The organism is Neobacillus drentensis NBRC 102427, assembly GCF_001591445.1.
Classification (GTDB): Bacteria; Bacillota; Bacilli; order Bacillales; family Cytobacillaceae; genus Neobacillus; species Neobacillus drentensis.
On the sequence record NZ_BCUX01000016.1, the window covers coordinates 25150 to 43426 of the forward strand.

Consider the following 18277-nt stretch of genomic DNA (forward strand, 5'->3'; position numbering starts at 1 on the left):
TTAATACCTCGGCTTTCTATCTTTTATTTCCTGGAGGAAATTCAAATAATGTTCATAGCGATACGCTGGGATTTGACCAGATTCAACTTCCTTTTTGACACCACATTTTGGTTCAGTTCCGTGCAAACAGGCTCTGAATTTACAATCCTCACTAGCTTTTTGTATTTCAGGGAAACAAGAGGTCAAATCTTCTGCTTCGATATTTGTAAATTCCAATGAGCTAAACCCAGGTGTATCTGCGATTAGACCATTTCCAATCTGAATTAACTCCACATGTCTTGTTGTATGCTTTCCTCTGCCTAGATGCGAGGAAATATCATTTGTTTTTAATTCAAGATCGGGTCTTAAGACATTCAGCAAGGAAGATTTCCCCACTCCCGATTGGCCGGCAAAAACGGATATTTTATTATTGACGTGCGGACTTAAAAGCTCGACGCCTGCTTCTGTTTCGGAAGAAGTTAAGATTACTTTATAACCTGCAGTAGTATATTGCTCTGCATATCTCTTTATTTTCTTTTGTTGCTCATCGTTGGTTAGATCCATTTTGGTAATACATATAAGCGGTTCAATCCGATTAAACTCAACTAGAACGAGGAAGCGATCTAAAAGAACTGTACTGAACTCCGGCTCAACGGCCGAGAACACAAGGATTGCTTGATCTACATTCGCGATTGGCGGACGAATCAATTCGTTCTTTCGTGGCTTAACTTCCATAATATACCCTTCCAAGTCATTTTCAGCTTGAAAAACAACCTCGTCACCGACAAGGGGGGTAATTTTATTCTTTCTAAATATCCCTCTCCCACGGCATTGAATCATTTTATTGTCATCTAGTACATAATAAAAACCGCTTAATGCTTTAACAATTTTCCCTTCAGGCATAGTCACACTCCTTGTCTTTCAATAAGAAAACGTCAACTTATCATTCATATTTTGCAGGAAAGCTGATTTTTATAAAAAGCAAAGAAATATTGTTTATTCTGATTCCGGGTAGTTAATTACGTCCTCTGCTATTACTTTCTTGTCGCGAATGATCTTGTAACCGGCTTTACCACCAAAAGGAATCGTAAGTTCAATTTGTTTTTTTGTTGTTTCTGTAATAAAAAAGGTTTCAGCAGGTTCCGTCATACTGTGATTCATATCTTCGATGTAGATAAGAACTTCTTGTTTTTCCACAGGTTCACCAGGCACTGGCACAGGGACAGTTGGTTCGTAATCAATTGTTATATCTTTAATTACCGTTTTGGGAGGTTTTTCTTCTTTTCCTTTTGAAATAATAACTGAAACCTTATCGCCTTTTTTCAGTTCTGTTCCAGACGCTGGTGTTTGGGAAATCACCATGCCAGCAGGAATTTTTTCATCATATTTTTCTTCTGAGACGTTTAATGACAACCCTACTAATGAGGCATAATCCTCGGCCCCTTTTAAATTGTACTCGGTTAAGTCTCTTAGGACAATTATTTCAGGTCCTTTACTGACTTCAAATTCTAATTCAGTATCTTCTGGAATAATTTTTTCGCCACCTGATGGGTTTTGGCTAATAATAGTCCCTGGTTCACTATCATCATATTTCTCAGTTTTTAATATATCTTTAAAGTTCCTATCTTCTAATAAATGGGAAATATCATCATACAGCCGGCCTACATAATTAGATAGCTCAATTTTTTCTTTTCCGGTACTAATATATAAATTAACTTTTGCGTTCTCCTTGACTGTACTGCCGATTTCGGGGTCGGTCTTGACAACCTTTCCTTCAGCTACCAAATCATCAGGAAGTTCAACCCGTTTGTCAACCACTAATCCGCTGAGTTGAAGCTCAGAAATCGCATCATTAGCATCCATCCCACTTACATCAGGAATTTTGACGTCCTTAGTAGACAATAAACCAGGTAAAAAAGTAACAGCTAATAGTCCAAGAATGGAAAGAATAAGGAAAGTTGATATTAACACTATCGGCCATTTTTTTCGCTTTTTCTTACTACTTTGCTCCTTTTTTTGTGTATCCTTTTTAACAGGAGATATTTTTTCATTACTGTGTACTAATGTTTCATCCAGGTTTTTATGTGGACGGTCATCAGTTATAATAGGAATGGCTTTGGTTGCCTCATCATCAATTGGAATAATAAACTTCGGTTCATTCATTCTTTCAGGATTTTGTGCCGTCCTTAAATCCTCCTCCATCTCATCGACAGTGTTGTAACGATGGAATGGGTCCTTTGCCGTTGCTTTAAGGACAATATTTTCTACACTTTGCGGGATATTTGAATTCCACCTTCTAACAGAGGGTGTTTCAGACTGGAGATGCTTTAATGCAATCGATACTGCCGATTCCCCCGAGAAGGGAAGCCTGCCCGTTAATATTTCGAACATGACAATTCCAAGTGAATAAATATCTGATTTTCGATTAGCCATTCCGCCACGGGCTTGTTCCGGTGATAAATAGTGGACAGAACCTAAAACAGAATTGGTTTGGGTAATGCTTGTCGCGCTTAATGCCATGGCTATTCCAAAATCAGTGATTTTCACATTGCCATTCCGGTCAATTAGTATGTTATGCGGCTTGATATCACGGTGAATAATATGATTTTGATGGGCATGGGAAATTGCAGACGTTATTTGCATCATTATATCTAATGCTTTTTCGACACGTAGTGACGAATGCTGGTTTATGTATTGTTTTAATGTTTGCCCATTCACGTATTCCATAACAATATAGTAAAGCGAATCCTCTTCACCGACATCAAAAATACTAACGATATTGGGATGGGTTAGACTTGTTGCTGATTGTGCTTCTCTATGAAAGCGTCGAATAAACTCCTCATCATTGACAAAATCAAGTCGGAGCATTTTTACGGCTACTTCTCTGTCTAAAATCATATCATGTGCTAAATAGACATTGGCCATTCCGCCTCCGCCAATCATTTCAAGAATTTTATAGCGGCCGCTTATTCTTTTTCCAATAATCACTGCTCATCACCCAATTCAATATCATTAGCATACTCTAATATGATTAGGGTAATATTGTCTTCTCCGCCATTCTCATTTGCGATGTCGATCAGTGTGGAAGCCTTTTGTTCAAGCGAATCTTCATTTTGAAGTATATTAACTATTTCTTTTTCATTGACTTTATTTGACAACCCATCAGAACATAACAGGAGAAAATCTCCTTCTTCGAACATAATTGTTTTAATATCAATTTTTACATCTTGTTCCGTTCCTAACGCTCTTAATATCCAATTTTTCCTCGGATGATGTTCGGCATCTTCTTTGCTGATTTGTCCGGTTCGAACTAATTCATTAACAAGTGTATGGTCCTCAGTTAGCTGCTTGAAGCCTGAATCATTTAAGATAAACACACGACTATCCCCCACATGTGCAATCGTTGTAAAGTTATCTGCAGCAATCACAGCTTCAATAGTAGTCCCCATACCTTCACATTCCACGTGACTTCTTGAATGGTTAAACAATAATTGATTAACCTGAAGAACATGGGTTTTCAGCCATGCTTCTGCTTGGTCAGCTGTGTGAATTCCTTCGGATTGCTCCCACATTTCTTGGAGATGCGATACTGTCATTTTACTTGCAACATCACCGGCAAGGTGTCCGCCCATACCATCTGCTACGATGGCAAGGCGGTGTCCGTCCCGATTAACAAAAGTACCACCACTATCCTCATTGTTCTGCCGAACTCTACCCTGGTCCGTTTTAAATACAGCCTTCACTTTTGTCACCTCGTCTCCTCTTTCCGCTCCTTTGCACGAAGTTGCCCGCATGCTGCAGCGATATCTGACCCTTGCTCCCTGCGAATGGTTACGTTAATTCCTAGGTTTTTTAATGTTTTTTCAAAAGCAAAAATTTTATCTCTTGGTGTCCGAACATAATCTCTTTCAGGAACATAGTTTACAGGAATTAAATTCACATGGCATTTTAAACCTTTTAATAATACAGCTAACTCTTCCGCATGCTCGACTGAGTCGTTTACACCGCCAAAAAGACCGTACTCAAAGCTTATTCGACGCCCTGTCTTATCGATATAATACCTTACTGCATCCATTAAGTCATCAAGTTTATAAGCCTTATTAATAGGCATTAGCCTTGAGCGTAATTCCGTATTGGGAGCGTGCAAAGAAATAGCAAAATTAATTTGTGTATTTTCATCTGCAAATTGATATATTTTTGGAACAATACCGCTTGTCGATACGGTTATATGACGCGCTCCGATATTAAGTGCCTTCTCATGATTAATTATTTTTAAAAATGAAAGCATGTTATCGTAGTTATCAAATGGTTCACCGATGCCCATGATAACGACTGAATTTACACGCTCATCTGTTTCATCAAGTGTTTGCTGTACTTTTACAACTTGAGCGACGATCTCGCCTGCTTCTAAATGTCTTTTTAATCCGCCTAATGTAGAGGCACAAAAAGTACACCCAATTCGGCAGCCTACCTGTGTCGTTACACAAACGGAATTTCCATAATCATGACGCATTAGAACAGTTTCAATTGAGTACCCATCATGAAGTTCAAACAGAAATTTGATTGTTCCATCAGATGATGTTTGTTGAATCGCCGTTTTTAATGTTGTAAGGTCAAAATGATTTGCAAGCTTATCACGTAAGGCTTTCCCGACATTACTCATATCCTCAAATGATGTAATTCGTTTTTTATAAAGCCATTCAAAGATTTGTTCGGCACGGAATGGCTTTTCCCCATTCTCTGAAAGCCAATTCCTTAATTCGTTAAGCTGCAATGAATAAATTGATTTCTTCTTTATTTCCTTAGCTGTATTTGTCTCAGTTGTATTTAATTGTTCCAACCGTTACACCTTCTTCCTTAAAACTGCAATATAAAATCCATCTGACCCAATATCTTGCGGGAATATTTGTAAATCAAAGCCCGTGATTAGTGGCTGGATAGCTTCAGGCATCCTGCTTTTGAAGGATGCATCTCCTTCAAATTGCGGGTTATTCTGTAGGAATGTCTTAACCGTAAATTCATTTTCTTCTTTATCTACTGTACATGTACTATAGACAAGAATGCCGCCCTTTTTCAATAAGGGGGTTACCGACGTTAATAAGTCTTGCTGAATCGTACTTAACCGCTGAATATCCATCTCGGTTTTAGTATACTTCATATCTGGCTTTCTCCTCATGACCCCGAGGCCAGAACAAGGAGCATCAAGAAGGATCCGATCAAATGATTCTGTTTGGAATTTTTCTTGTATTTTTCTTGAATCAGATACACTTGTTTTAATATTTTCTAACCCTAAACGTTTTGCATTATCATTAATTAATCTTACTTTGTGCTGATGAAGATCGACCGAGATAACTTCACCCGTATTGTTCATTTTCTCAGCAATATGTGTACTTTTACCACCCGGTGCCGCGCAAGCATCGAGGATATATTCGTTTGGCTCTGCCCCTAATGCATAGGCTGCGAGCATTGAACTCTCATCCTGAATTGTAAACATTCCATACTTAAATGAGATTGTTGACGCTAGATTCCCCTTTATCGATCTTATCGCCTCAGGAATAATAGGACTTTTTTCGATTTGAAAACCATCCTCTTCTAAAATCGCAACACATTCATCTCTTGAAACTTTCGTGAGATTAACTCTGGCTGTTTGCAATGGCGCTGTTAGGTTGATCTCACACATTTCTTTCGTTTTTTGATAACCAAATTGGTTCACCCATCTAGTAATCAGCCACTCAGGGTGACTCGTTTCAAGTGATAGTCTTTTGTTTGGGTCCGTGACAGCTTCCATGGACGGAAGTCCTTCCCTTTGAATGCTCCGCAACACTCCGTTTACTAAACTTGCTATCCCTTTATGACCACGACTTTTTGCAATTTCCACGGCTTCATAGATAGCAGCTCTGTCCGGTATACGATCGAGATAAACCATTTGATAGAGCGTAAGTCTAAGTAAATGATGAACCCAATTGGCTAACTTCTTATTATCTTTGACAAACGGCTCTAAATAAAAGTCGAGCGCCATTCTTCTTTGTAAAGTTCCATACGTCAATTCAGTAAGAAGTCCGACGTCCTTAGCAGACAAATCGTGTTTTTCAATGGTAGTATTAAGCAGTAAATTACTGTAGGATTGGTTTTTTTCAATCGCAACTAAGATATCCATTGCGATTGCTCGTACATTATTTATTGTTGAAGTCATCTTATTCTCCCAGCTTGGTGCCAATTGAAATTTTTGATCCCCTTAAAAATTGTTCACACATCATTTTTGTTTTTCCGGAAGGCTGAAGCTCAGTGATTTTGATAGCCGTTTCATTACCGGTACTTACTGAAAACCCATCAGATTCTATCGTAAGAATTGTTCCAGGTTCATCGCTCTTTTGTCCTGTTACCTTTTCTGCCCGCCATATCTTTATAACTTGACCATTCAAGGTGGTAAAGGCAACTGGCCATGGATTTAGGCCGCGGATATGATTATAGATTACTTCACCTGTTTTAGTCCAAATAACTTTTTCTTGTTCGCGCTTAATATTGGCTGCAAACGTGGCTTCTTCATTATTTTGAGGCTTGGGGGTCAGACGGCCATCCAATAGAAGCGGCAAGGTTTCAGATAACAATTTAGCTCCGGCTGTGCTCAATTTGATATGCAGTGTTCCCACATTGTCCTCTTCAGCAATTGGGACTTCAATTCTTGTTAAAATATCACCTGCATCTAATTTTTCCACCATATACATAATGGTGACACCAGTTTTCTGTTTTCCTTGCATAATTGCGTAATGGATAGGAGCACCGCCGCGTAGTTCCGGAAGCAGGGAGGCATGAACATTTATACATCCGTATTTAGGAGCTTCTAGCAGCTGTTTAGGTAAGATTTGGCCAAACGCAGCCGTAACAATTATCTCCGGATTCAATGAAAGGATTTTATCAAGTTCCTCTGCTTGACGAATTTTTTCTGGTTGAAAGACGGGAATATCGTGCTTCAACGCCTCAACCTTAACAGGGGGAGGCGTTAGAATCCTTTTTCTTCCCACCGGTCGATCTGGTTGGGTAACTACACCAATGACTTCATATCCATCCTTAATCAATTGTTGTAAAATCGGGACAGAAAAATCCGGAGTACCCATAAAAACTATTTTGGTCATTCAGTTTCTACTCCTTTTAACTCATCTTCCTCTAGATATCTCGTTACTTTGGTTGTAAATAAAATTCCATCAAGATGATCGATTTCATGTTGAATCGCCCTTGCCAGGAACTCCTCTGCCTCTAACGTGTATTTTCTGCCTTTTCGGTCAAAGGCTTTAATTTTAACAAAATTGGGCCGTGTCACTTCTCCAAACAATCCAGGGAAACTTAAACAACCTTCAGGTCCAGATTGTTCACCCGAGGTTTCTACTATCACTGGGTTAATCATTTCAATTGTCCCTAATTCATCATCAATATCAACAATTGCGATGCGTGCGTCCAATCCAATTTGCGGAGCAGCTAGTCCCACCCCGTCATATTCAATCATCGTGTCATACATATCATCGAGTATTCTTGTAAGCTTTCTATCAAACTTAATCACTGGTTTACAAGTCTGCTCAAGTATCTCAGCAGGGTAATTTACTACTTTGAGTATAGGCAAATTCTTTCCCCCATTAATGCCAATCTTATCAAGGCGTTAAAAATTTATAAATTTATTAATTGCTTACATTTTCACCAAAAAAGCGAAATAATAACCTTTTATAGCATGATTATCTAAGGCTTGCCTTACATTAAAATAAATGGGTTAACATCTATTGAAACCAGTAAGCCGCTTTTGGTATCTTTTTGATATTGGTCCAAGATCGTTTTTAACATTTTTGTCATGTTCGGTTCCCGCTTGTATTTTATCAGACATTGATAGCGATATCTATTATTAATCCTAGGTATTGGCGAGGCTGCAGGTCCTAAAACGACAGCATCCTTTGATACCTGCGAACGTACATAATTAACAATTTTCTCTGTCGCTGTTACAACTGTCATCAACTGTTCATGGCTGATTGTAATCAAGGATAGATAATAGAATGGTGGATAATGACGGATTTTTCGAATCATCATTTCACGCTGATAAAAGAGATCATAGTCTTGTGTTCCCGCAAGTTCGACACTGTAGTGTTCCGGTGAATAGGTCTGAATAATGACCTCTCCCGGCAACTGATGACGTCCCGCTCGACCGCTTACCTGAGTTAATAATTGAAACGTTTTTTCAGATGCACGGAAATCAGGTAAATGCAGCATGGTGTCAGCTGAAAGCACACCAACCAAGGTGATATTTGGGAAATCCAACCCTTTGGCAATCATTTGGGTCCCGAGGAGAATATCTGCTTTGCCATTCTGGAAATCAGTTAATAATCGTTCGTGTGATCCCTTGCGTCCAGTAGTATCGACATCCATGCGAATAACCCTTGCCTCAGGGAGAATCTTACCAAGTTCATCTTCGACCTTTTGAGTACCAGTCCCGAAATAACGAATATAATCACTGGAACACTCCGGGCATTGATGCGGAACATGACTTTCATACCCACAATAATGACATTTCATTCGTTCATTTACCCGGTGATAGGTAAGCGAAATGTCACAGTTTGGGCAATTCATTACATAACCGCAATCACGGCACATGACAAACGAGGAATGTCCCCGTTTATTTAAAAATAAGACAGATTGTTGTTGTTTTTCTAATCTGTCCTTAAGCATGTCAAAAAGCTTTCGAGAAAACATGGACCGATTTCCGTCACGAAGCTCCTCGCGCATATCAATGATTTCCACTGCTGGCAAGGCTTGATTATTCATCCGGCTTGGGAGCGATAATAGATGATACACCTTCTTTTGAGCCCTGGCAAACGATTCAAGTGACGGAGTAGCACTTCCGAGTACAACCGGACAGCTATACGTTTTCGCCCTTTCTATTGCCACATCCCTGGCATGATAACGGGGCATTTCCTCTTGCTTATAGCTGGTTTCGTGTTCCTCATCAATGATGAGAATGCCAAGGTTTTCAAATGGGGCAAAAATGGCTGATCTCGCTCCAACAGCTACTTTTACTTCTTTCCGTTGAATTTTACGCCACTCATCATATTTCTCCCCGGCAGACAAACCACTGTGCAGAACTGCTACTAAGTCCCCGAATCTCCCTTTAAATCGATTCACCATTTGGGGGGTTAGTGAAATTTCCGGTACAAGAACAATGGCTTCCTGTCCTCTTTCAATAACTTCCTGAATAGATTGGAGATAAATTTCGGTTTTGCCGCTCCCCGTTACACCATAGAGCAAGAATACTTCATGTCGATTGGTTTCAATTGCGTTTAGGATCGGTCCAATCGCTGTTTGTTGGGAATTTGTTAGTGGTAATGGCTTGGTTCGTTTAAAGGTCCTATGTTCAAAAGGATCGCGATAAACCTCCATGTCATACTCAATAAGCAGCTTTTTTTCAACAAGCGCCTTTACTGTTGCGGAGGTTGTTTTTACTTCAGCGACAAGCTGTCTTAATTCGACTGGCTCGAAATGCTCGGTAAAATAACTCAATACTTGTTTTTGCTTTTCTGCTTTTGCCGGGAATCGTTCTACTTCCACTTTTAATTCTTCCAGCGATACAAGCGGTCGAACAAACTTCCGCTGTTTCTTTCTAACCTTTTCCTTCACAATGTAAATGACTTCAAGCGTCCCTTTTGCTGCTTCCTTTAGTAATAAAGGAACCATTCCTTGTTTCAAAGCATCTTCCCAGTCAATCATAAGATTGTCCTCAAAAAGCGTTTGGAGAGGTTCTGATAAAACAGAAGCCTCCACCCCCTGAGCAAGTTTAACTTTTTTTTCGTATTTAGCCTTTAACGCCGCAGGAAGCATTACCTGAAAGGCAAAGATTTTAAAACATAGCGTATGCTCAGTCAACCAGTCACCTAGTTCTAGTAATTCCTTATTTAAGACTGGCTCGAGATCCATTGGCTCGATAATTTCTCTTAATTTTTCAAATTCAGATTGTGTTTTAAGTGAAGTGACAAATCCTTGAATTTTTCTAGGACCAAATGGAACGATTACCCTCATTCCTGGCTGAATTGTACCGCTCCACTCAGCTGGAATTAAATAATCGAACGCCCTATCGGTTTGTTTTGCCGCGACATCCACAATTACATTAGCTATTTCCATTCTCATCCATATCTTTCAAAAGGAAAGTAATTTCTCCGATAATCCTTTTTGCAACTTCACTTTTTGACATAAGCGGTAAATCCAAAACAGAGCCGGACCGTTTAAAAAGAGTGACAATATTTGTATCTGTCCCAAACCCTGCTCCTTCCGCTTTCACGTTGTTCGCAACAATCATATCTGCATTTTTTGACGTTAATTTTTTCTTTGCATACTCTTCAACATTTTCCGTTTCAGCTGCAAAGCCCACCAATACTTGGTTCCTTTTCCGTTTTCCCAACTCTAACAAGATATCTTTTGTTCTTTCTAATTCAATACTCGAATCACCTGCCTGCTTCTTAACCTTATGATCATATGTGATTTTTGGACGGTAATCAGCAACTGCAGCGGTTTTAATTACGACATCTGCAGAGTCATAGTATTTCAAGACTGCGTTATACATTTCTTCGGCGCTCTCGACTTTCACCACGTCCAATCCCGCTGGAGCTGGCAACTCAACTGGACCCGAAACTAATACAACATGGGCTCCTTGTTTTTTTGCCTCCTCAGCCAGTGCATACCCCATTTTCCCTGTAGAATGGTTGGAAATGAAACGGACCGGATCAATCTTTTCCCGGGTTGGCCCAGCTGTTACGACTACTGTTTTACCTATTAAATTTTTGGGGGTTTGATTGGTAAAAAATTGTTGGACAAGCTCGACAATTTTTTCTGGCTCTTCTAATCGGCCCTTTCCTACATAGCCACAGGCAAGATACCCTTCGCTTGGCTCAATAAATTGATATCCGAACTCAGCTAAAATAGAGAGATTTTTTTTCACAGCTGGATGATCGTACATATGCACATTCATCGCAGGGGCAATCCACACTGGCGATGTAGCTGCTAGTAATATTGTTGTGATCATATTATCGGCGATTCCACCAGCTATTTTCCCTATCGTATTTGCAGTAGCTGGGGCCAAAAGGATTAAGTCGGCCCAATCGGCTAAATCAATGTGAGCAATAACATGCGGATTTTTTTCATCAAAGGTATCAACGTATACTTCATTACGTGCTAACGCCTGAAAAGTTAATGGGGTAACAAATTTTTGTGCAGATTCACTTAGAATGACTTTTACATGGGCTCCCGCCTGTACTAGCTTACTTGTTAGTGCGGCAGCTTTATATACGGCGATTCCGCCTGTAACACATAATAATATTTTTTTATCCTGTACCATTATTGGATTCCCCCGCTTCTCGTCCATTTCACTCTTCCTTTATTATGCTAGAATGAAAACAATTTTTCATCTTTTTCCACTCGTAATTCGACAAATTCTACATTATCAGGATAACCAAAATAAAAAAGGCTGACACGTAAGGATTACCCCCATTTGTCAGGCCTTCTCTCAGAAATTCACTGTCAATTTATCATTGGTGAAAACTATTCCGCAGATCCTTCAGCTCTTTTAGAAATCCGGTAGGTTAGTTCACCGCTATATATTTCCTCAAGTGCCTTGCCAACATGCTTATAGGAAACATACTTTGGCAATCTTTCATCGTTTATTTGGGACATAACACGTGCGCGCTTCGCAGCAACAGACACAAGCGAGTATTTAGAATCAATTTTTTCAAGTAGTGAATCAATAGAAGGATATAACATTATAATTCAACCTCCAGCAATTTTTTATAACGGTGTTCAACACGTACCCTACGGCAATGCTCCGCGGTAACAATGGATTTTACGCGTTCACATGCGCGCTCCACTTGGTCATTTTCAACAACATAATCATATAGTTCCATCATTTCAATTTCCTCGCGTGCAGACAGCATGCGGTTTTGGATGATGTCATCTGTTTCTGTCCCTCTGGTGACAATCCGATTCTTTAATTCGGATAAACTTGGTGGCATAAGGAAAATAAACAAACCTTCAGGGAACTTTTCTCGAACCTGACGGGCACCTTTTACTTCGATTTCTAAAAAAACATCCTTACCAGCATCTAAGGTTTCACGCACATAGTCCACAGGGGTCCCGTAATAATTACCGACAAATTCGGCATACTCTAACAATTTCCCCTGTTCTATTAATTGTTCAAACTCTTCCCTTGACTTAAAAAAGTAATCGACTCCATCAATTTCCCCTTCTCGCGGTGCGCGAGTTGTCATCGAAATAGAGTATTCAAAAGCTGTATCCGGGTGGGAAAATATTTCTTTCCGAACCGTTCCTTTTCCAACCCCTGAGGGCCCAGAAAGTACAATCAGCAATCCTTTTTCCTGCATTTTCAAAAATCCTACCCTTCATCAATTATTTCGTCACGATCAGCTAAGCGGTGTGCTACCGTTTCAGGTTGTACAGCTGAAAGAATAACATGATCACTATCCATAACAATTACTGCTCGTGTCCGCCGGCCGTATGTGGCGTCAATTAATGCCCCCCGGTCCCTGGCATCTTGTATTATTCTTTTTATTGGAGCAGATTCAGGGCTGACAATTGAAATAATTCGATTGGCAGAAACGATATTTCCAAATCCAATATTAATTAATTTAATCGACATGGTATTCATCCAATCATTAATAATATATTTTGACCGTCCCAAACAGTTTCTAAACAAGATTACTCGATATTTTGCACCTGTTCTTTCAGCTTTTCAAGTAAACTTTTAATATCGACAACCTTTTTTGCAATGTTGGAATCGTTCGCTTTAGAACCGATCGTATTGGCCTCTCTATTCATTTCCTGAACGATAAAATCTAACTTTCTCCCGATTGGTTCGATACTATCGAGGGTTTGCAAGAATTGCTGCAGATGGCTCTTTAAGCGAGTGACTTCTTCATTTATATCTGCTTTATCAGCAAACACAGCTACTTCCGTCAATAGTCTCGTCTCATCCAATTGGCCACTAACAAACTCTTCCATTCTTTTGGTTAAACGCTCTTTAAAGGATTGAACCACGAGTGGAGCAAATTTCTGGAGTTCTAAAACATGGGTATCTAATTGAGCTAAAATAGCGAGCAAATCCTTTTTTAATTCTTCTCCTTCTGCCATTCGCATTTTTCTTAAAAGCCTGGCAGCTTCCTCTATTGCAGCTAGAACTAGATTCTCAAGCTCTTCATTACCAGCTTCACTTTCTTCAATATGTAAAAGTTCACTTCTATTAAGCAAGTCCTGAAGCGTTACCGTTCCTTCAATGTCATATTTTTCATGAGCATGTTTAATCACTTGGTAATACTCATCAAGTAATTTCCAGTCAACGTGGACTTTGCGGGTTACGACGCCTTCACCCTCCAGGCTAACGTAAACTTCTACCCTGCCCCGGCGGATATACTGATTAAGTTTCTTTTTCATACGATCTTCTATTTTTAAAAGCTGCCTTGGCATGCGGATATTCATTTCACAAAAACGGTGGTTCACTGTTTTTACTTCCACATTAACAGAGAAGCAATCTGATTCTGTTTTAGCTCTTCCAAAGCCTGTCATACTTATAACCATTTAGTGCACATCCAATCTCCTGAAAAATTGATCGGCTTGCTAAAAATTTTTTAATAGGCAAAAGGTAATAGAGTGGAATCTATTACCTTTTGGATTATAACACACTTTATTTTGTTTTTCTTAACAAAAATGACCCTGCTAGTAAAAAAGTTGGTATTGATGATAATCCAACAATCAACAGCCAATCCTTTGCTGCTATCGGCAGTGTATGGAAAATAGGCTGTAGCGGCGGGTAATAAATAACGACAAACATCAATGCAAGCGAAGATATAACTGCCCAAACTAGATACTGATTTCCGAAAGGATTTCTTGAAAGGACTGATTTTTCACTGCGACAATCAAAGACATGAATTAATTGAGCCATTACAAGTGTAGCAAACGCAACGGTTTGTGCATACTGCAACTCAGATGGATTGTTATCGTAAACAATCATAAAGGAAATCAATGTGACGAGCCCGATTAGAAACCCCCGCGACACTACTTTCCAGCCTAAGCCTCGTGAGAAAACACCTTCATTGGGGCTGCGCGGTTTGCGTTTCATTACATTTTCTTCAGGACGATCGAGGCCTAAGGCCATAGCCGGCAACCCATCTGTCACCAAATTCACCCAAAGGATTTGGATCGGAATGAGCGGCAATGGCAGTGCTAAGATCATCGCAAATAACATGACCAAAATCTCCCCAACATTGGAAGCCAGTAAGTAACGAACAAATTTCCGAATATTTTCATAGATATTTCTGCCTTCAACGATTGCAGCCTTAATTGTGGCAAAGTTATCATCCAACAGGATTAGAGCCGATGCTTCTTTGGCGACATCTGTACCAGTAATCCCCATTGCCACTCCAATATCAGCTGCCTTAATGGCGGGAGCATCATTCACTCCATCACCTGTCATCGCGACAATATGACCGCGATTTTGTAAGGCCTTAACAATTTTCAGTTTATGTTCAGGTGAAACCCTCGCAAAAACCGACACATCCTCTACGACTTCTTCGAGCTCATCGACTGACATTTTAGATAAAGCATTCCCATCAATGACCTTGCTTTTATTGGTTATGATCCCAAGCTGTGTGGCAATCGCTTTTGCCGTAATCACATGGTCACCCGTAATCATCACTGTTTTAATACCCGCTTCTTTACATTCCTTTACCGCCTTTTTCACTTCAGGTCTTGGCGGGTCAATCATTCCCTGAATGCCAATAAGGGTTAAATTTTTCTCTGCTTCATGTTCACTTAAAATGATCGTGTTCGCTTGAATAGGTTTAAACGCAATCGCAATCGTTCGAAGCGCCTGTGAGGCTAGTCCGTTTATCGCTTCTTGAACGTTTACCTGTGTCTGCTTATTTAAAAATTGTGTCCGCTCGTCCCAAAGAACTGACTCACTAATCCCTAATATAACGTCCGGGGCCCCTTTAGTAATAATAAAATGCCGGCCCTGCTTGTCTTTCACATGTACGCTCATCATTTTCCTGGCTGAATCAAACGGGAATTCATTAATTATCGTAAATTCATCTAATAATTTAGTTCGAGCAAAACCTGCTTTCATAGCGCTTACCAACAGTGCCCCTTCTGTTGGGTCTCCGTCAAGAAAATATTCATCATCCCTCACGATTAAATCTGAATGGTTACATAACATCCCAAAAATCAGCATTTGCTGCAATGCCTTTTCATCGCGTGGATTAATACTTCTTTCATTTCTATAGAAATTACCTTTCGGTTGATAGCCAACCCCGTCAACCGTCCACGTTTGGCCCCCGCTCCACAAATGGGTAACCGTCATTTTGTTTTGTGTCATTGTACCTGTTTTATCAGAACAGATGACTGATGCACAGCCAAGTGTTTCAACGGCAGGCAGCTTCCTGACAATCGCATTTTTCTTGATCATTTTTTGAACTCCGAGCGATAATGCCACGGTAACAATCGCCGGCAGTCCTTCCGGGATGGCTGCAACCGCAAGAGAAACACCAGCTAAGAACATTTCATAGAGGTCATGTCCACGTAAAACACCAACTACAACCACAAGAACAGTTAGCAACAAGGCAACAGTTATTAGGATTTTACCCAACTGCTCTAAGCGGCGCTGTAATGGAGTATCCTGAGACTCGGCATTTTGGAGTAAATCAGCAATTTGCCCCATTGCTGTTTTCATGCCCGTTGCAATAACGACGCCTATCCCGCTTCCCCGTGTTATCATCGTCCCCATAAAAGCAATGTTCTCCATATCGCCAATTCCCGGGTTTGGGTTCGTCAAGGACTCAATATGCTTGGAAACGGGGACGGATTCTCCTGTAAGTGCGGATTCTTCAATTTCTAAGCTTTTTGACTCAATTACTCGAACATCCGCTCCGATACGATCTCCGCTAGTAAACTTCAAAATATCCCCTAATACTATTTCTTTCGAAGGAATTTTAATCCACTGACCATCACGAAGAACTGAAACCTGTGGTGCCGATAATTCCTTTAAAGCATCCAGCGATTTCTCTGCCCGCCTTTCTTGAAAAAAACCAAGAAATCCGTTGATTATGACGATGGCAATAATCGCAATCGCATCAATATATTCACCAAGCAATCCTGATATCAGTGTTGCTGCAAGGAGAACCAAGACCATAAAATCCTTAAATTGACTAAAAAATAAGAGTAAAGCAGATTGCTTTTCTCCTTCGTCTAATTCATTTAGGCCGTACTGATTTATTCGTTTTTTTACTTCTTCCTGTGATAATCCAGAAGAAAAGTCGGTTTCTAAGGCCTTTTCTACTTGTTCTATCTTCATTTCATGGAATTTCATCCGACCATCTCACTTCCCCCTTTATTGTAAGAGACTTGCTCTATGGAAAGCTTATTCAGGGTCGTCCAAAAAAATGCTATGATATGGTGAAAGTTAAATTAGAATAAAGTTAAAAATAAGACAGGATTTTTTTAAGTAGGATATAATGAATTCATATGAATGTAGTAAAGGATGTTTTCCATGTCATTTGATGGTTTATTTACAAAAGCAATGGTCGATGAACTTGTTCGTTCCTTAAAGGGCGGGCGTATCAATAAAGTTCATCAACCCTATAAAAATGAAGTGATTCTCACCATTCGTGCGAATGGAGTGAATCAAAAGCTGCTTTTATCAGCTCACCCAAGCTACGCACGTGTCCAATTCTCCAATGAAGCCTATGATAATCCAAGTGAAGCACCAATGTTTTGTATGCTACTTAGAAAACATATTGAGGGATATATTTTAGAGGATTTATATCAGGTAGAAACAGACCGGATGATTGTCCTAGAAATTAAGGGCAGAAATGAGATTGGCGATATCAGCTATAAAAAATTAATTATTGAAATTATGGGCAGGCATAGCAATATTGTTCTGGTCGATAAAACTCGAAATGTCATTCTTGACAGCATCAAACATGTCTCCTTTGCGGTCAACAGTCATCGAGCCATTTTGCCTGGTCAACCTTATATTTCCCCACCTGAACAACATAAGCAAAATCCGTTTACTGCTACGGATACGGATGTATTAAGAAAAGTCGATTTTAATGCAGGAAAACTTGACCGCCAATTAGTTGAGCAATTCGCTGGTGTCTCACCCCTTTTTGCTAAGGAAGTGATCCACCAAAGCGGCCTTGCAAATCGGTCGACTGTTCCGGAAACATTTCTTAGCATGGTGAAAAAGGTGGAGTCGGGTGATATTACTCCTTCGATTGTCTCAGCAGGCGGTAAGGATGCTTTTTACTTATTTCCACTTGAACATTTAAAAGGAGAAATAAAAACCTATCCCTCGCTAAGTGAAATGCTTGACCGTTTTTATTTTGGCAAAGCGGAAAGAGACCGGGTAAAACAACAGGGGAATGATATCGAACGGTTTATTCATAATGAAATTGAAAAGAATGAAAAGAAAATTGATAAGCTCAATGCTACTCTAAAAGAAGCAGAGCGTGCCGATCAATATCAACGCTTCGGCGAGTTGTTAACTGCCAATTTATATGCTGCTAAAAAAGGGATGCGTGAGATTGAAGTTCTCGATTATTATGATGAATCCGGTGGCACTCTATTAATTCCGCTCGATCCCAGAAAAACTCCATCTGAAAATGCCCAAAAGTATTTTTCTAAATACCAAAAGGCAAAAAATTCTGTTGAAATTGTCGTTGAGCAAATTGAAATAGCACAAGTTGAAGTAGCTTATTTTGATAATTTACTACAGCAGGTACAAGCTGCTTCTCCAAAGGATATTCAAGAAATTCGTGAAGAACTAGTTGAGGGCGGTTATATCCGTGAACGTCAGAAAAAGAAATTAAAAAAGCCCCAGAATGCTAAGCCAGTTTTAGATCACTTTCTATCTAGTGATGGGACAGATATCATCGTCGGGAAAAATAATAAACAAAATGACTATTTAACCAATAAGCTGGCCGCAAGGGATGAGATTTGGTTGCATACGAAGGATATTCCCGGCTCTCACGTGGTGATTCGCAGCAAAGAACCATCTGAAGAAACGATTCGTGAAGCTGCTGTTTTGGCTTCTTATTATAGTAAGGCGAGGAATTCAAGCTCAGTTCCTGTTGATTTCACTAAGGTCCGGTTTGTAAAAAAACCAAGCGGTGCTAAGCCAGGTTTTGTGATTTATGATAATCAACAGACCGTTTATGTCACACCGGATGATGAATTGGTGCTTAAATTGAAGAAAAATTAAGAAAAGAGG

General features: G+C 39.8%; 15 protein-coding genes. 1 reads left to right on the forward strand and 14 read right to left on the reverse strand.

Features of this window, described 5'->3' with window-relative positions:
• The 14 genes from rsgA to BDR01S_RS09395 form a co-directional block, all read right to left on the reverse strand.
• Nucleotides 1–882, reverse strand: a complete 882-nt coding sequence (gene rsgA / locus BDR01S_RS09330) for a ribosome small subunit-dependent GTPase A (protein ID WP_066252662.1) — start codon at nucleotides 880–882, stop codon at nucleotides 1–3.
• Between the two features lie 93 nt (nucleotides 883–975).
• Nucleotides 976–2967 carry a Stk1 family PASTA domain-containing Ser/Thr kinase gene (gene pknB, locus BDR01S_RS09335; protein WP_066252661.1) on the reverse strand — a complete coding sequence of 664 codons (1992 nt, stop codon included), beginning with the start codon at nucleotides 2965–2967 and terminating at the stop codon, nucleotides 976–978.
• Nucleotides 2964–3722, reverse strand: coding sequence for a Stp1/IreP family PP2C-type Ser/Thr phosphatase (locus BDR01S_RS09340; RefSeq protein ID WP_066259854.1), 759 nt, complete (start codon nucleotides 3720–3722; stop codon nucleotides 2964–2966). Before BDR01S_RS09340 ends, pknB begins: the two co-directional genes overlap by 4 nt.
• Before the next feature lie 5 nt (nucleotides 3723–3727).
• Complete coding sequence (rlmN, locus tag BDR01S_RS09345) at nucleotides 3728–4819, reverse strand: dual-specificity RNA methyltransferase RlmN (RefSeq protein ID WP_066252659.1); 1092 nt, start codon at nucleotides 4817–4819, stop codon at nucleotides 3728–3730.
• A 3-nt stretch (nucleotides 4820–4822) separates the two neighbouring features.
• Nucleotides 4823–6172: a 16S rRNA (cytosine(967)-C(5))-methyltransferase RsmB gene (gene rsmB, locus BDR01S_RS09350; RefSeq protein ID WP_066252658.1), complete on the reverse strand. Its 1350-nt coding sequence runs from the start codon at nucleotides 6170–6172 to the stop codon at nucleotides 4823–4825.
• 1 nt (nucleotide 6173) lies between these two features.
• Nucleotides 6174–7112, reverse strand: a complete 939-nt coding sequence (fmt, locus tag BDR01S_RS09355; RefSeq protein WP_066252656.1) for a methionyl-tRNA formyltransferase — start codon at nucleotides 7110–7112, stop codon at nucleotides 6174–6176.
• A complete protein-coding gene (gene def / locus BDR01S_RS09360) occupies nucleotides 7109–7594 on the reverse strand; it encodes a peptide deformylase (protein WP_066252655.1) in 486 nt (161 codons plus the stop codon). Before def ends, fmt begins: the two co-directional genes overlap by 4 nt.
• 125 nt (nucleotides 7595–7719) lie before the next feature.
• A complete protein-coding gene (gene priA / locus BDR01S_RS09365) occupies nucleotides 7720–10131 on the reverse strand; it encodes a primosomal protein N' (protein WP_066252653.1) in 2412 nt (803 codons plus the stop codon).
• Nucleotides 10118–11341 (reverse strand): bifunctional phosphopantothenoylcysteine decarboxylase/phosphopantothenate--cysteine ligase CoaBC, encoded by a 1224-nt coding sequence (coaBC, locus tag BDR01S_RS09370; RefSeq protein ID WP_066252652.1) that lies wholly within the window; start codon nucleotides 11339–11341, stop codon nucleotides 10118–10120. Before coaBC ends, priA begins: the two co-directional genes overlap by 14 nt.
• Nucleotides 11342–11544: 203 nt before the next feature.
• Nucleotides 11545–11763, reverse strand: a complete 219-nt coding sequence (rpoZ, locus tag BDR01S_RS09375) for a DNA-directed RNA polymerase subunit omega (RefSeq protein ID WP_066252650.1) — start codon at nucleotides 11761–11763, stop codon at nucleotides 11545–11547.
• A complete protein-coding gene (gmk, locus tag BDR01S_RS09380; RefSeq protein ID WP_066252648.1) occupies nucleotides 11763–12380 on the reverse strand; it encodes a guanylate kinase in 618 nt (205 codons plus the stop codon). The genes rpoZ and gmk overlap by 1 nt, the downstream gene beginning before the upstream one ends.
• Nucleotides 12381–12391: 11 nt before the next feature.
• Nucleotides 12392–12655, reverse strand: a complete 264-nt coding sequence (remA, locus tag BDR01S_RS09385) for an extracellular matrix/biofilm regulator RemA (RefSeq protein ID WP_026566410.1) — start codon at nucleotides 12653–12655, stop codon at nucleotides 12392–12394.
• Between the two features lie 59 nt (nucleotides 12656–12714).
• On the reverse strand, nucleotides 12715–13590 hold the full coding sequence (locus tag BDR01S_RS09390) for a YicC/YloC family endoribonuclease (RefSeq protein ID WP_066252647.1): 876 nt from the start codon (nucleotides 13588–13590) through the stop codon (nucleotides 12715–12717).
• A gap of 106 nt (nucleotides 13591–13696) precedes the next feature.
• Complete coding sequence (locus BDR01S_RS09395; RefSeq protein ID WP_066252645.1) at nucleotides 13697–16375, reverse strand: calcium-translocating P-type ATPase, SERCA-type; 2679 nt, start codon at nucleotides 16373–16375, stop codon at nucleotides 13697–13699.
• A 180-nt stretch (nucleotides 16376–16555) separates the two neighbouring features.
• On the opposite strand from BDR01S_RS09395, the gene BDR01S_RS09400 reads away from it, so the two are divergent.
• The gene (locus BDR01S_RS09400; RefSeq protein WP_066252644.1) at nucleotides 16556–18268 is read left to right on the forward strand and encodes an Rqc2 family fibronectin-binding protein; all 1713 of its coding nucleotides are present in this window, start codon (nucleotides 16556–16558) and stop codon (nucleotides 18266–18268) included.
• The last annotated feature ends 9 nt before the right edge of the window (nucleotides 18269–18277 follow it).

What these genes read in the sequence shown, in the direction of transcription:
- rpoZ (WP_066252650.1), bottom strand. Translation starts at nt 11,763, where the DNA reads ATGTTATATCCTTCTATTGATTCACTACTTGAAAAAATTGATTCTAAA.
- coaBC (WP_066252652.1), bottom strand. Translation starts at nt 11,341, where the DNA reads ATGGTACAGGATAAAAAAATATTATTATGTGTTACAGGCGGAATCGCC.
- gmk (WP_066252648.1), bottom strand. Translation starts at nt 12,380, where the DNA reads ATGCAGGAAAAAGGATTGCTGATTGTACTTTCTGGGCCCTCAGGGGTT.
- rsmB (WP_066252658.1), bottom strand. Translation starts at nt 6,172, where the DNA reads ATGACTTCAACAATAAATAATGTACGAGCAATCGCAATGGATATCTTA.
- priA (WP_066252653.1), bottom strand. Translation starts at nt 10,131, where the DNA reads ATGGAAATAGCTAATGTAATTGTGGATGTCGCGGCAAAACAAACCGAT.
- fmt (WP_066252656.1), bottom strand. Translation starts at nt 7,112, where the DNA reads ATGACCAAAATAGTTTTTATGGGTACTCCGGATTTTTCTGTCCCGATT.
- BDR01S_RS09400 (WP_066252644.1), top strand. Translation starts at nt 16,556, where the DNA reads ATGTCATTTGATGGTTTATTTACAAAAGCAATGGTCGATGAACTTGTT.
- rsgA (WP_066252662.1), bottom strand. Translation starts at nt 882, where the DNA reads ATGCCTGAAGGGAAAATTGTTAAAGCATTAAGCGGTTTTTATTATGTA.
- BDR01S_RS09395 (WP_066252645.1), bottom strand. Translation starts at nt 16,375, where the DNA reads ATGAAATTCCATGAAATGAAGATAGAACAAGTAGAAAAGGCCTTAGAA.
- remA (WP_026566410.1), bottom strand. Translation starts at nt 12,655, where the DNA reads ATGTCGATTAAATTAATTAATATTGGATTTGGAAATATCGTTTCTGCC.
- BDR01S_RS09390 (WP_066252647.1), bottom strand. Translation starts at nt 13,590, where the DNA reads ATGGTTATAAGTATGACAGGCTTTGGAAGAGCTAAAACAGAATCAGAT.